The organism is Micromonospora sp. CNB394 (assembly GCF_000374985.1).
In the GTDB taxonomy this organism is placed as follows: domain Bacteria; phylum Actinomycetota; class Actinomycetes; order Mycobacteriales; family Micromonosporaceae; genus Micromonospora; species Micromonospora marina.
The window spans coordinates 1-12,763 of record NZ_KB895849.1 but is presented as its reverse complement, the minus strand read 5'-3'; the positions used below and the strand labels follow the sequence as shown (position 1 = coordinate 12,763).

Genomic DNA, 12,763 nt, shown 5'->3' with positions numbered 1-12,763 from the left:
CCATCCGTGATCGGTGGCGGTGACGACGGCGTCACCTGGCCCGACGGCACGGCACGTCCCACCCTGTCTTCGCCCCCGGCTACCCCACGCACCTCGGCTACCTCTACACCCTGCCCGGCGCCGTCGTGGCCAACGGCTTCCCCGGCAGACAGGCGGCGTCTCCACAACAAAATCCCGGGCTGGTCTATCTGGGGCTGGAGTTCCAGCGCTTGTTCGCGTCGAACACACTGCGCAGCGTCGGCCGCGACGCCGCGCACGTCGTCGCCGCCCTGGCCAAGCGCGGGTCGGCGCGCAAGCCTCACGCAGGCGTCGACTCGACGGTGAGCAGTGCCGCGAGCTGGCGCAGGACCGCCGGTCGGGCCCGGTAGTACACCCACGTGCCGCGCCGCTCGGCGTCGACGAGGCCGGCCTCGCGCAGCGCTTTGAGGTGGTGCGAGATCGTCGGACCGGTCAGCTCGAACGCCGGGGTCAGGTCGCAGACGCACGCCTCCCCTCCCTCGGCGGAGGCGATCATCGACAACAGCTGCAGCCGCACCGGGTCACCGAGGGCCTTGAACGCCGGCGCGAGCACCGCGGCGGTCTCCGCCGGTACCCGCCGTTGTGCCAGCGGCGCGCAGCAGGGGGCGTCGGCGCCCAGCTCGACGAGCGCGAGAGGTGACACTTGCTTCGACATGCCTCTAGGTTGACATCCCTCTAACCAGTGTGCAACCCTCTACTTCGACGGACATCAAGACAGTGTCCGGGGAAAGGGCAGCAGCATGTTCCACGTCACGGGCCGGCCGAAGACGCGCACCGCGGGTGTCCGGTTCTGCGATTCCTGCGACGAGGCCACGACGACGGGCAGTGGTCGCAGCGCCGCTACGACCACGGGCGATGGAAGGGTGAAGAAGTGGGCGAGCTGTTGGATCGGGCGACCACGCAGACGTACGCGTGGTTCCGGGCCCTGGCAGACCCGACCCGGGTGCAGATCGTCGAGCTTCCGGCCCGCCACGCCCGGCCGATGAGCGTGGGTGAGATCGTCGCCGCCGTCGGCCTGGCGCAGTCCACCGCCTCCCCGCACCTGAAGATCCTCACCGAGGTGCGGTTCGTCCTCGTCGAGCCGGTCGGGACCGCCCGGCACCACCGCGTCAACGACGCCTTCGTCGGCTGTTTCCCCTCCGCCGCCGACGTCGTCATGGGTCGATCCGCCCCGAGTCCGAACGGAGTCTGCTGATGCCCGACGTCACCGTCCGCCCGATGACAGCCGGCGACTCCGGGCGGGTCCTGGCCATCTACCAGGCCGGCCTCGACGGCGGTCACGCCAGCTTCGAGACCACCGCACCCACCTGGGCGGCGTTCGACGCCAGCCGGCTGCCCGACCACCGTTCCGTCGCGGTCGACGCGCGCGGCCGGGTGGTCGGCTGGGTCGCCGTCACGCCGACATCGACCCGCGCCGTGTACGCCGGCGTGCTGGAACACTCCGTCTACGTCGATCCCGCCGCCCGCGGTCGTGGCGTCGCCGGGCTGCTGCTGGATGCCCTGATCGCCTCCACCGAGACAGCGGGGATCTGGACCATCCAGTCCGGCGTGTTCCCCGAGAACCTGGCCAGCATGACCCTTCACAAGCGGGCCGGCTTCCGGGTCATAGGCGTCCGCGAACGGGTCGCTCGCCATCACGGCCGCTGGCGCGACGTGGCCCTGATCGAGCGGCGCAGCCCCGTGATCGCCTGACCGACCCTCGGCCCCAGGCAGCGGGCCGCCGTCCACCTGTTTGATTCGACAGTTATCGAAGCAGAGGAGTTACCTATGAGCGCCCTGGACAACCTTCCGGTCGTGGTGATCGGTGCCGGTCCGGTCGGGCTGGCCGCCGCCGCGCACCTGCACGAGCGTGGCCTGGCATTTCTGGTCCTGGAGGCCGGTGACAGCGCCGGCGCCGCGGTGCGGCAGTGGGGACACGTGCGGGTGTTCTCTCCGTGGCGGTACGACGTCGACCCGGCCGCCCGCCGGATCCTGGACGACGCCGGCTGGGTCGCCCCCGACCCGGAGGCCCTGCCCACCGGCGCCGAACTGGCCGACGGCTACCTCCAGCCCCTGGCGGAGCTTCCGGCGATCAAGTCGCACCTGCGATACGGCACCCGGGTCGAGGCGATCAGCCGCCTCGGCCTGGACCGGCTGCGCACCGCCGGACGCGAGACCACCCCGTTCCTGATCCGTCTCACCGGAGGCGAGGAACTGCTCGCCCGCGCGGTGATCGACGCCTCCGGCACCTGGGGCACCCCGAACGTCCTCGGCGCGTCCGGCCTGCCCGCCCGGGGCGAGGCCGACGTCACGGCGTACCTTGAGCACGCGCTGCCCGACGTACTCGGCCAGGCCCGGCCCCGGTTCGCCGGCCGGCACACCCTGGTCGTCGGTGCCGGCCACTCCGCCGCCAACACCCTGCTCTCCCTGGCCGAACTGGCCGAGTCCACGCCGGGCACCGAGGTGACCTGGGCGATCCGCTCCGCCTCGCCGTCGCGCACCTACGGCGGCGGCGACGCCGACGCCCTCCCGGCGCGCGGCGCCCTCGGCTCACGGCTGCGGGCACACGTCGACGCCGGCCGGATCCGGCTGCTCACCGGCTTCTCCGTGCACGCCCTCACCCCCACCGACGGTCGCGTCACCGTCGTCGTGCGGCACGGCGACGGCAGCGACGAGCAGGTCACCGTGGACCGCATCGTCGCGGCCACCGGCTTCCGCCCCGACCACTCCATCACCGCCGAGCTGCGCCTGGACCTCGACCCGGTCATGGACGCCACCCGGGCGCTCGCCCCGCTGATCGACCCCAACGAGCACTCCTGCGGCACCGTGCCACCACACGGCGTGGACGAGCTCACCCACCCGGAGACCGGCTACTACGCCGTGGGCATGAAGAGCTACGGCCGCGCGCCGACGTTCCTCATGGCCACCGGCTACGAACAGGTCCGCTCCGTCGTCGCCGCCCTCGCCGGCGACTGGAACGCCGCCCGCGACGTCCAGCTCGACCTGCCGGAGACCGGTGTGTGCAACAGCAACCCCGACGACTCCGCCACCGACGAGAGCTGCTGCGGACCGACGCCGGCCACCGAGCCGACCGGACGGGGGCTCGCCACCGGAATCTCCGGAGGGCTGCTCGCCGCGCCGTTGAACCCGGTCACGCTCGACGCCGCCCCCGCCGACGGGCAGACCGGCGGCTGCTGCGGCAGCTGATTCACCACCACGACGGTGCCCGCCGACCCCGCCGTCGGCGGGCACCACGGGTGGCGGATCGTCGCCGCCCTCGCCGTCACCTCGACCATCGGCTACGGCGTCCTGCACTACGCCTACCCGGTCCTGCTGACACCCATGGCCGCCAGTCTTGGTGCGTCCCCCCACCGCAGTCACCGGCGCGCCCACCGCCTCCGTCCTGGCGGCGCACTCGTGGCGATCCCGGTCGGCCGGTGGCTCGACCCACCACGGCGGTCGCGCGCTGATGACCGTCGGCTCGATCACCACCACCGCCCTGCTGATCGCCTGGTCGCAGGTGCAGACCATCGGCCAGCTCCATGCTCGCCGCGACCTTCGCCGGCACCGCCGCCGGCCTGCTCGGTGTCCTGTCCGTCACCGGCAGGCTCGTCCTCACCGCCACCGGCATGCTCCTGCGCGCTACCGCAGCGTGCGGGCGCGCGCCCCCGTTCGGCGGCCGCAGATTCCGGGCAGCGCGGGTCTCGCCGTACCGATCGCTACGACGTCTCCGGCGGCTCGGCGGCGGGGTGCGGCGTCGCGACGGTGATCCGGACAGCGGTGGTCAAGGTCAGGCCGCCGCCGGGTCGGTTGGCGGGTTCAAGCGCGCGGGCGGCGTCGGTGGTCGCGGCCTCCAGTCGGTGGGCGGGAATGTGCCGTAGCAGGGCGCGTCCGCCGTGGGACCACATCCACTCCATCCAGTGGTCCACGTCGCGGAAGCGGCTGTCCACCCGGTGCTCGTTGATCGCGGTGACGGTGAGGCCGGCCGCCGCCATGGTCGCGGTGATCGCCGCGTCGTCGGCGAACGGGTCGGCCGCCGGCGCGGGTCGAGGACGGTCGGCCGGCAGATGCCCGGCGAGGGCATCCAGGGCGGCGACGAATGCCGGGTCCTGGGCGGCGAATGTGCTGACCGCCAGCCGGCCCGCCGGCCGGAGCAGCCGCGCGTACGCCCGGAGGGCCTGCCCGGGGTCGGGGAGCAGGAAGACGACCAGCCCGGCCAGGACCGCGTCGAAGCTGCCTTCCGGGAAGCCCGGCTGCTGGGCATCGCCCACCCGCACGTCGACGTGGGTCAGCCCGGCACGGGTGACGTCCTCGGCGGTGAGTGCCACCATGGCCGGCGCCAGGTCGATGCCGGTGACCTGACCGGTCGGCCCGGTCGCCTGCGCCGCCGGAAACAGGACCGCTCCTCGGCCGCAGCCGACGTCCAAGACCTGCTCTCCCGGCCGGATACCGGCGCGACGGACCAGTTCCGCGCCGAAGGGCCCGAAGAAGGACACCCCGGTCCGGTCGTAGCTCGTCGCGGCCTGTTCGAACACCTCGACGGTCCCATTCGACGGTCCATCACTGCTCATCGTCACTGCTTCCGTTCTCGCGTCACATCCGGCTTCCTGCCCGTCGCCACGCGCCGTCGTCAGCGCGACGGCAGCACCCCTGGCCGAGACTCCGCCCGCCACTGATCACAATGATCACACTTCGTCAGGTCTCGGGACGTCCGCCTTCCGGATGAGGCCGACCACCGCATCGATGTGCTGGCGCTCCTCGGCGGGACCGATCAGCATGCCGCGCCGGCCGATCGGATCGGAACCGGTGAGCAGGAGCAGGGCGGGTGCGCGGTGGCAGGCGCCGAGGCACTCCGTCCGGATCAGGACACCGCCGTGGCTGGCGCGGACCGCCTGCCCGAGAATCTCGACGAGGTCCACCGGCTCGTCGGGCGCCGGCGGAAAGGCGCGGTGGCGTAGCGCGCGACATCGGTGGCCGTCGCAGTAGGCCACGGTCACTTGGACACCACGTGGTGACGGCGGGCTCATCGGCGGAAAGCCATCAGTGCATGATCGGCGTACTGGCACGGGACCGTCGCATCGGTGAACCCGGCACGCCGGGCCGCCTCGCCGTGCCAGTCGGTCGACGCGACGAACTCCGCCGGATTCAAGCCGCTGAGCGCCACCGCTCGCTCGGTCAGCAGCGGCGCCATCGACGGCTGCGCGGACAGGGCGGCCCACCACGCGGCCCACGGGTCTACACCACCGCTGCGCGGCTTCGCGGGGACGGGCGCGTCGGGCATGGCGTCGGCGTCCAGAAGCATCAGGCGGGTCAGCAGCGCCTCCACCGTCGCGAGGTCCTCCGCGCCGACCATGTCGGTCTTGTTGACCACCAGCACGTCGGCGAACTCGATCTGGTCGACCAGCAGGTCGGCGACACCCCGGTCGTCCCCCTCGTACGCGGCCAGCCCCCGCGCCTGAAGGCTCTCCCCCGCCTCGATCAGGCCCCGCAGGCCCGCCGCGTCCACCACCGTGACAGTGGTGTCCAGCCGGGCCACCTCGTCCAGCAGATCGTCGCGCAGCGTGCAGCAGATGCAGGTCACGGCTGATCCACTACCTGACGCCCCTTGTACAGACCGCAGTGGGTGCAGGCCCGGTGCGGCACCACCATCTCCTTGCGGGGACACGGGCAGGGCGTCAGCGGCGGCACGGCCGCCTTCCACTGCGCCCGCCGGTGCCGGGTGTTCGACCGCGACATCTTCCGCTTCGGTACGGCCATGAGATCTCCTCCGTCGAAGGGTAGGGGCCAGTCTATCGGAAGTGATTTTCGTTTTCTCATACACCTTCGCCGGTGTTCGCGATCACTGAACAGATGCGCACTACTGCATGTATCGTCGGGGTGAAACGATCTCAGGAGGACCAGATGAGCACCGACACCATGCACTCCACCCATGCCGCCCAGCACCGCCACACCCACGGGCCGGAGTGCGGGCACCCGAGCGTGCAGCACCTCGGGCACGTCGACTTCCTGCACGACGGACACCTGCACCACGCCCACGACGGGCACTACGACGAGTGCAGCACCGAGGGACACCGCCCCGCCGAGCAGCACGAACACCACCACGGGGACGGATGCGGGCACGTCGCGGTCGCGCACGAAGGGCACACCGACTACCTCCACGACGGGCACGTGCACCAGGCACACGACGACCACTACGACGAGTGCGCCTCCGGTGAGCACGTCGTCGCCGAAGAGCACGACCACGTCCACGGAGACGGCTGCGGCCACTCACCGGTGCTGCACGGCGACCACCTCGACTACATCCACCACGGCCACCGGCACGCGGCACACGCCGGCCACTATGACGAGCACTGAGCCCCGCCCCCAAGGCGGGTCGTCGGCCCATGTCCGTCGCCGGGGACGGGCCGCCCTGCAGAACGCACTAACGGAAACCGTTGCCACTATGGTGGCGGGGTGAGCGACGAGTACGCGATCTCCGGGGAGTACCTGCACCTGCTCAGCGAACGGCCTGGCTGGAGTCAATGTTCCGCACGGGGCACCCACCCGGACCCACCACCGGATCCCATCGATCAGGACTCGCCGCCCGGCAAGCCAATCATGATCGAACCAGGCGGACGCCACTGCGCCCACCGGACGGGACCGGACGTAGGGCGCGCTCGTCGCACGAGCACCAACCGAGCACCCAGCCGACCAGAAGAGACAGATGCAATGAGGGGCCTGACTGCCGTTATCGCAGTTCAGGCCCCTCATGATCTTGTTCGCCCGAAGGGACTCGAACCCCTAACCTTCTGATCCGTAGTCCGAACCCATCAGATGCTCTCTACGTTGCGTAACCGCCGCTCCACGTGTGCCGCCGAGTGGTGCTGCGTGCCGAAACAAGCGGCTGAGTATCTGCTGGTCCGGGCGCTGCAGCGGATGAAGGGTCAAGATCAGGCGTAAAATGGTCCGGGAGCGAGGCGTCCGTTGCCGATCCCGATCAGTTCGTGCTGATCACGTACCGGACATCCGAGCACCAACGGAGCGCCATCACGGCAGGTGATTGTGAACTCGCGCCAGGCGGGGCCGCTAGACCTGCCCGTGGACAACGAGGCATGTGCGGCAACTGCTCCGAATCCGCGTTCACGCCATCGTCGGCATGATATCGTGATATCACGCCCCTACGGGAGGTGCTACATGCCCAACATCCTCGTCCGTGATCTCAGTCAAGAAGCCGTGGACCGCATCGACGCCGCCGCCGCCAGCCTCGGACTGTCCCGCAACGAGTACCTACGCCGCAAGTTCGAGGAGAACATCAGCCCCGCCGGCGACCGGACGGTCACCGCCGAGGACTGGCAACGGTCCGCAGACGCCTTCGCCGACCTCGCCGACCCTGCGGTGATGGAGGCCGCGTGGCGGTGACGAACTGGCTGATCGACAAGTCCGCCTACGTACGCCTCCAACTTGGTCACACGGCGAACCGCGACGAGTGGAGCGCGCGCATCAGCCGAGGCCTCGTCCGGCTCTCCACCATCACGCGCCTCGAGCTCGGCTACTCGGCGCGCTCCGGAGAAGCGGGACGCCGGCAGTTCGCTGCCCCACCGTTGTCACTGATGCCGGTCGAACACCTCACACCCGCAATCGAGGACCGGGCGCTGGAAGTGCAGATGCTGCTCGCCGACCGCGGCCAACACCGCGCCCCGTCAATCCCCGACCTGCTGATCGCCGCAACCGCCGAAAAGACCGGACTAACCGTCCTGGCCGTCGACAAGGACTTCGACCTCATCGCCACGCTCACCGGCCAACCGATCGAAACCCTGCCCAGTTAAGAGGTCGCGCAGATTGGTCAAGGTCATGGTCGGCGGGTGGGGCGGGAGTCCCATCGGTAGAGGGTCCATGCCTGCCGGATGAGGCTGCGTAGGGTGATGATGGTGTCGACGAGGCGTCCGCCTGGTGCGGAGCAACCGGATGATCCCGGTCAGAACGCACTGCGGTATCCACTGGAGACCTGACTCGGTGTGGCATGTTCGACGTGCTCCCAAGCATGTTTTGTTCATGCCAGGCCGTCCCGGTGCCGAGCGCGTCTCGTCTGCCAACTCACCGCGATCAGCAGCGAAGCCACCGCTACCAACAGGGACATCGCGGCCCAGGCGACAGCTCCTCGCCGGCTGTCCCACGCGGGCAGTGCCTGCACAGCGGCCAGGCCGAACCTCGGACCGAGCAGCAGCACCGGCCCGAGTAGCAGGATCGCTGGCCACCAGGCGCGCCGGTCTCGCCGGGCCGTGAGGACCGCACCAGTGACGATGAGTGCCAGGAACAGCAACGCGCCGAGAATTGCCTCGTACCGCACGTCATAGCGCGGCCCGATCAGCACCGTCGCCACCCCGGTCGCGAGGACGAAAGCGGTGATGACCGCGGTGACTCGGTAGCTGTGACGGCGGGGCATCACCAGCGCCACCAGGCCGAGCGCGAGTTGAGGCACGAGCACGAACAAGTTCGGCTGGTGGAGCGAGGTCAACTCCGTCGAGGGGACGACCGCTACGGCCACAGCCACCCCGATCGTCACGGCGGTCGCGATCGCGACCGCCCATCGTCCGTATCCGGCGGCACCTGCCGGCAGCACAAGCAACCAGGTAATCCACCCCAGGGCACCAAGGGTGTGGAACGGCCCCAGCATAGGGGCCCCGACGTCGTACTGACCGGGATCCGGGAACACTTCCGTGAGGATCAGGCCCATCGCGGCAAGCACGGTTCCCGCGACCAAGGCGATAGTGCCGGCGAGCGGCAGGGCATCGGCGAGTCCGACGGCGTTGCGGGCCCGCAGGCGTTGGCGCAGCCCGCCGGCCGCCAGGTCGGCGACGTCCGCGAGTTGCGGCCAGCGCTGCCCGGCGGGGGCGAGGTCCATGTACGTATCGACGATCTCGACGCCCCGGTCGGTCCGGTCGGCGGCGGGGTACCAGCGCAGGAGTTTGGTGTAGCGCTGACGCAGCACGCGCGTCATGCGATACCACCGGCGAAACGCGCACTGTGGGACGCAATCAAGGGCTGCGTCGCCCCACGACCAGCGAGGCGGCTGGTCGCCGCCTCGACCGCCCGGCGCATGCGATCCGTCTCGGTACGCAGCAACCTGGCCCCCTCGTCGGTGAGGCGGTAGTACTTCCGGGCGCGGCCGTCGACGATCTCGTTCCGGTCCACTGTCACCAGTCCGTCGTCGGCCAGCCGGTCGAGGGAGCCGTACAGCGTGCCAGGCCGGAGGGACAGTCGACCCTGCGACAACTCCGTCACCTCGAGGATCAGCCCATAGCCGTGCATAGGTCCTTCCGCCAGAGCGGTCAGGATCAGGAACGTGGGCTCCTGCAGCGGGGTCTTCGGAACCTATCGCGGCAAGCATATCTTCGCAACGAAGTGTTCGTGGAGGATCGACTGAGATGCCCGGAGACACCACGCCACCCTGCGCGCCGCCCTCGACCGCGCGCACCATGATCGCCTCATCACCGACCACCCGGCTCGGGGTATGGAATTACCACCTCGGGAACGTCGTGCCGCGCCACCGCGACCAGGCCACCTATGGGGTGGACTTGCGCTCAACGAGCACCATCTCGTCCAGGTCCAGACCTTGATGCCCGGCATTGGCGTCAAGATCGGACGCCCAGCTGCCCCTGTTCCTGGGACCATCTGATCGTAAATCAGGTGGCCGAGCTGCCAGGGTCTCCTCCGGTGAGGAACAAGCCAAGGCCGCTACCTGCGGAATCAGGCGCACCGCTTCCCATTGTCGCAACCCAAGAATCCAAGATGGTGGATCGTGCTGCTCCGTGGCTGCTCGGCGGTCGGGAGCCGCCCGAGGGGGTGCAACCGCCGATAAAACCGCCCCTGACCTGCGCAAACGTGTGTCACAACCGTGTCCCACACGTGACCCATACGAAAGCAGGGAATATAGCCGACTGGCTATATTCCTTGCTCAAGTGGTGCACCCGAAGGGACTCGAACCCCTCACGTTCTGATCCGTGGGGCGGCTTTGGCGAATACGCCTTGCACTGGGCCGACCTGCGTATCAGCTAAATCGATCCTCGAATGGAGGCGGAGTCGGGCGTGGAGCCGGCGGTGTGGGTGAGGGTGGCTTCGGCGGCAGCGTCGGACCGCCGGTGACGCAACTCGGCCGGTGCCACCGCAAGTGCGATTACCGCGCCGAGCAAGCCCGTCGCGGCGAAGCCCCAGGCCGGTGCGGAGGCATCGATCACCGCCCCGGCCAGCGGGGTGCCGAGGGCCAGCCCCACCACCATCGCCGAGCCGTGTAACCCCATCGCCTCACCCCGTACGCTTGCCGGCACCAGCCGGCTCACCGCGTCGGCGGTGGCGGCTACGGTCGGCGCGGTGAGCGCCCCGGACGGCAGCAGCACCAGGGCCAGCAGCCACCACTCGCCGCTGCCCAAACCGACCGGAATAGTGACCAGACCGAGCAGCAGGGCAAGGCTCAGCGATGGCACCGGGCGGGACAGCGCTCCGTAGGTGAAGCCGCCGACCAACGAGTACGAGGCCCAGAATGCCAGTACCACGCCAGTCCATTCGACCTGGCCGGCGTCACGCAGCACCGCCACCACCGCCACTTCGGTGCCGGCGATCACCAGCGTTCCCGCCGCGCCACCGGCGAGCAGCCCGATCAACCGTGGGGTCAGCCACTCCCGGCGGGGCAGCGGCTGCGCCGGCGTCGTCACCTCGTCCCGGGCCCGGGTCGGCGGATTGAGCACCAGCAGGGTGAGTCCGGCTAGCACTATGCCGCCGCCGACGGCGTACATGGTCAGGGTAGGCGAGACACTGGTGGAAAGGGCCACCGCCGCCGCCGGACCGATCATGAAGCTGAGTTCGACCGACATCGAGTCCAGCGCGTACGCCTGACGGCGCCGGGTCGGCGGGACCAGCGCGGCGATTGACTGCCGGACCACGGAGAAGACGGGGAGTGTGAGCAGCCCGCCGACGAGCGCGGCACCGAGCAGCACCGGGTACGGCAGGACCGGCGCCGTGCCCCAGAACAGCGCCGAGATTGCCGTGGTCAGCAGCAGCATTGGCCGCAGGCCACGCTTGTCGACCAGCCGGCCGAGCAATGGTGCGCCGAGCGCCGAACCGACCGTCAGCACGGCCCCGACCAGCCCGGCAGCGAAATACCCGTGACCCAGATCGAGTACGTGCAGCGTCATCGCCACTGCGGTGGCCGCCACCGGGACCCGGGCGAGGATCGCAACCAGCAGCAGGGGCCGCAATCCCGGCAGCGCGAGTGTGTCCCTGTAAGGCTTCACATCCAACCTGACCCATACCTCCCAGGGTGACCTGCTAGTACGAATGATTCCTGTGTCGTTTGCTGACGTGGCATGAAAGAGAGATGTAATGGCTCACCCGCCCGACGATCATCCGGATTCGAGGAGCGTTCGCAGCCAGAGTTCTTTGCTGACCGATTGAGGTTTAATAGCCACCCGGCGAGCGCTACGGCGATAGTCACCGGATGAGGGTGATCGAGTGAAGTCCTACTGGACCACGGTCGGTGTCACGAATGCCCTTTGGGGACGCCACCTGTGCGTTCGCTATTGACTGCTGAGGCGAGGTACCCGCAGGGCAAGGGGAATGTGGACAAGGTCAGCTTCAGTGCAGCCCTCAGACCGAAGCCGCCCTCGTGCACGCCGGAACCCCATTCGCCGCGACACTCGACGAAGGCTGCGCACCAGCCCTGCGGTCGGCAGTAACAACTCCGGCATGCGGATGACGGTATTACCTGCTCGGCGGATCGGCCAGCCGCCTATGCGCAACGCCAACAGCGCTCAGAGGCCGATCCTGCGCAATGGTTGCCGCCTCCTACAAGAGTTAGAGGCGGAGGCCCTGCCCCGCTTCAGCGCCACACCAGGATCCTCAATGACGGCCTCCAGCAAGAGGAGGACGTCAGACAGGAACCAATTCAGGACTACCGCATTGTGATCTGCGCCACACTAGTACGGCAGCCGCCATGGCGGTCTGACCTGGCGGGATGCGTTGGTGGGGGTGTGCGAAGTGGACGCAGCGGCCTGTTGATCATGTGTTGTGAGAACGACAAGATCGAAGGCGGCTGCTGCGGTCGTGTTTCGTGCGGACGCAGACGTGGCAGCACGCGGGCCGGTACGTGTCGGCGCTGGTCAGCCAGATGCCGGAGCGCAACGGGTGGAGCATCGCCGAGCAGGTCGGGGACGTCACGCCGGACCGTACGCAGCGGCTGTTGAACCGGGCGGTCTGGGACACGACGGCCGCGATGGGCCAAGTCCGACGGTTCGCCGCTGCCGGGCTGGACGCGGCAGCCGCGCGTCGGCGCTGCGCGACTCGGCGGCGCCCGGATCTGCTTTGATAAGCCGATGAGCGGGCATGTTGGGTGTTCTTCGAAAGGTTCGGCAACGACACCGTGTCTTCGGACGCCGAGTCAGCCGTTCTCGGAAGTCGCCTATTAATGCGAGGGCCGTGCCATCGGGACACGGCCCTCCCTAACCTCGGCCCTTCGTTAAGGGCTGTCCAAGGAGTGGACCGGAAACGAGGAAGTGCCTTCTGATCAGGGAAAATAGGACTTGCTGAGGGTCCGATGTTCCTGTCACGGAAGGCACTTGCTGGATGAAGGCTACCGCAATACGTCCGAAGATCATGGTGACCGGAGACGGGCGGGGCATCGTCGGGCACGCTGGTGCCCGGCTGCTCGCTGATCTGGCTGATGCGACCGGCCTGACCAGCGCGTTCAGCCACGCCCTTGCGGGTCTGCGGCAGCGGCAGCGCGGGCACGACCCGG

Annotated in this window: 14 protein-coding genes and 2 pseudogenes; 8 read left to right on the top strand and 8 right to left on the bottom strand. The window is 69.3% G+C overall.

From position 1 onward, the window contains the following. Nucleotides 1-298: 298 nt before the first annotated feature. Nucleotides 299-673, bottom strand: a complete 375-nt coding sequence (locus C569_RS0122645) for a metalloregulator ArsR/SmtB family transcription factor (protein WP_026268523.1) — start codon at nt 671-673, stop codon at nt 299-301. Nucleotides 674-889: 216 nt separating this feature from the next. On the opposite strand from C569_RS0122645, the gene C569_RS0122640 reads away from it, so the two are divergent. The 3 genes from C569_RS0122640 (at nt 890) to C569_RS0122630 (ending at nt 3,204) form a co-directional block, all read left to right on the top strand. After that, the gene (locus tag C569_RS0122640) at nt 890-1,213 is read left to right on the top strand and encodes a helix-turn-helix transcriptional regulator (RefSeq protein WP_018788033.1); all 324 of its coding nucleotides are present in this window, start codon (nt 890-892) and stop codon (nt 1,211-1,213) included. Next, complete coding sequence (locus C569_RS0122635; RefSeq protein WP_018788032.1) at nt 1,213-1,710, top strand: GNAT family N-acetyltransferase; 498 nt, start codon at nt 1,213-1,215, stop codon at nt 1,708-1,710. The genes C569_RS0122640 and C569_RS0122635 overlap by 1 nt, the downstream gene beginning before the upstream one ends. 75 nt (nt 1,711-1,785) lie before the next feature. Then, complete coding sequence (locus tag C569_RS0122630) at nt 1,786-3,204, top strand: FAD-dependent oxidoreductase (RefSeq protein ID WP_018788031.1); 1,419 nt, start codon at nt 1,786-1,788, stop codon at nt 3,202-3,204. Between the two features lie 512 nt (nt 3,205-3,716). Here the strand turns inward: C569_RS0122630 and C569_RS0122625 are convergent. The 4 genes and pseudogenes from C569_RS0122625 to rpmF form a co-directional block, all read right to left on the bottom strand. Beyond that, the gene (locus C569_RS0122625; protein ID WP_026268522.1) at nt 3,717-4,568 is read right to left on the bottom strand and encodes a class I SAM-dependent methyltransferase; all 852 of its coding nucleotides are present in this window, start codon (nt 4,566-4,568) and stop codon (nt 3,717-3,719) included. A 114-nt stretch (nt 4,569-4,682) separates the two neighbouring features. Next, nucleotides 4,683-4,916, bottom strand: coding sequence for a hypothetical protein (locus tag C569_RS0122620; protein ID WP_155945592.1), 234 nt, complete (start codon nt 4,914-4,916; stop codon nt 4,683-4,685). A gap of 383 nt (nt 4,917-5,299) precedes the next feature. After that, nucleotides 5,300-5,572, bottom strand: a pseudogene (locus C569_RS32560) (GTP-binding protein); the annotation flags it as partial. A 2-nt stretch (nt 5,573-5,574) separates the two neighbouring features. After that, on the bottom strand, nt 5,575-5,754 hold the full coding sequence (gene rpmF, locus C569_RS0122610) for a 50S ribosomal protein L32 (protein ID WP_018788028.1): 180 nt from the start codon (nt 5,752-5,754) through the stop codon (nt 5,575-5,577). Nucleotides 5,755-5,898: 144 nt separating this feature from the next. Here rpmF and C569_RS0122605 point away from each other — a divergent pair, with 144 nt between their 5' ends. The 3 genes from C569_RS0122605 (at nt 5,899) to C569_RS0122595 (ending at nt 7,802) form a co-directional block, all read left to right on the top strand. Further along, complete coding sequence (locus C569_RS0122605; protein ID WP_018788027.1) at nt 5,899-6,351, top strand: hypothetical protein; 453 nt, start codon at nt 5,899-5,901, stop codon at nt 6,349-6,351. An 819-nt stretch (nt 6,352-7,170) separates the two neighbouring features. Then, nucleotides 7,171-7,395 (top strand): hypothetical protein, encoded by a 225-nt coding sequence (locus tag C569_RS0122600; protein WP_026268520.1) that lies wholly within the window; start codon nt 7,171-7,173, stop codon nt 7,393-7,395. Continuing rightward, on the top strand, nt 7,386-7,802 hold the full coding sequence (locus C569_RS0122595; RefSeq protein WP_018788025.1) for a PIN domain nuclease: 417 nt from the start codon (nt 7,386-7,388) through the stop codon (nt 7,800-7,802). Before C569_RS0122600 ends, C569_RS0122595 begins: the two co-directional genes overlap by 10 nt. Nucleotides 7,803-8,026: 224 nt before the next feature. Here the strand turns inward: C569_RS0122595 and C569_RS31790 are convergent, their stop codons facing one another. The 3 genes from C569_RS31790 to C569_RS30790 all read right to left on the bottom strand — a co-directional run bounded on the left by C569_RS31790 (nt 8,027) and on the right by C569_RS30790 (nt 11,270). Further along, nucleotides 8,027-8,974 carry a hypothetical protein gene (locus C569_RS31790; protein ID WP_018788024.1) on the bottom strand — a complete coding sequence of 316 codons (948 nt, stop codon included), beginning with the start codon at nt 8,972-8,974 and terminating at the stop codon, nt 8,027-8,029. Next, nucleotides 8,971-9,333, bottom strand: coding sequence for a PadR family transcriptional regulator (locus C569_RS30795; RefSeq protein ID WP_036346612.1), 363 nt, complete (start codon nt 9,331-9,333; stop codon nt 8,971-8,973). Before C569_RS30795 ends, C569_RS31790 begins: the two co-directional genes overlap by 4 nt. Nucleotides 9,334-10,028: 695 nt before the next feature. Then, nucleotides 10,029-11,270 (bottom strand): MFS transporter, encoded by a 1,242-nt coding sequence (locus tag C569_RS30790; protein WP_155945591.1) that lies wholly within the window; start codon nt 11,268-11,270, stop codon nt 10,029-10,031. Nucleotides 11,271-12,079: 809 nt separating this feature from the next. Between C569_RS30790 and C569_RS0122575 the strand changes: the two genes are divergently transcribed. Then, a complete protein-coding gene (locus C569_RS0122575; protein ID WP_018788021.1) occupies nt 12,080-12,334 on the top strand; it encodes a hypothetical protein in 255 nt (84 codons plus the stop codon). Between the two features lie 257 nt (nt 12,335-12,591). Continuing rightward, a pseudogene (locus tag C569_RS33345) lies at nt 12,592-12,763 on the top strand (IS1380 family transposase); the annotation flags it as partial.

What these genes read in the sequence shown, in the direction of transcription:
- C569_RS0122645 (WP_026268523.1), bottom strand. Translation starts at nt 673, where the DNA reads ATGTCGAAGCAAGTGTCACCTCTCGCGCTCGTCGAGCTGGGCGCCGAC.
- C569_RS0122635 (WP_018788032.1), top strand. Translation starts at nt 1,213, where the DNA reads ATGCCCGACGTCACCGTCCGCCCGATGACAGCCGGCGACTCCGGGCGG.
- C569_RS0122630 (WP_018788031.1), top strand. Translation starts at nt 1,786, where the DNA reads ATGAGCGCCCTGGACAACCTTCCGGTCGTGGTGATCGGTGCCGGTCCG.
- C569_RS0122625 (WP_026268522.1), bottom strand. Translation starts at nt 4,568, where the DNA reads ATGAGCAGTGATGGACCGTCGAATGGGACCGTCGAGGTGTTCGAACAG.
- rpmF (WP_018788028.1), bottom strand. Translation starts at nt 5,754, where the DNA reads ATGGCCGTACCGAAGCGGAAGATGTCGCGGTCGAACACCCGGCACCGG.
- C569_RS0122605 (WP_018788027.1), top strand. Translation starts at nt 5,899, where the DNA reads ATGAGCACCGACACCATGCACTCCACCCATGCCGCCCAGCACCGCCAC.
- C569_RS0122600 (WP_026268520.1), top strand. Translation starts at nt 7,171, where the DNA reads ATGCCCAACATCCTCGTCCGTGATCTCAGTCAAGAAGCCGTGGACCGC.
- C569_RS31790 (WP_018788024.1), bottom strand. Translation starts at nt 8,974, where the DNA reads ATGACGCGCGTGCTGCGTCAGCGCTACACCAAACTCCTGCGCTGGTAC.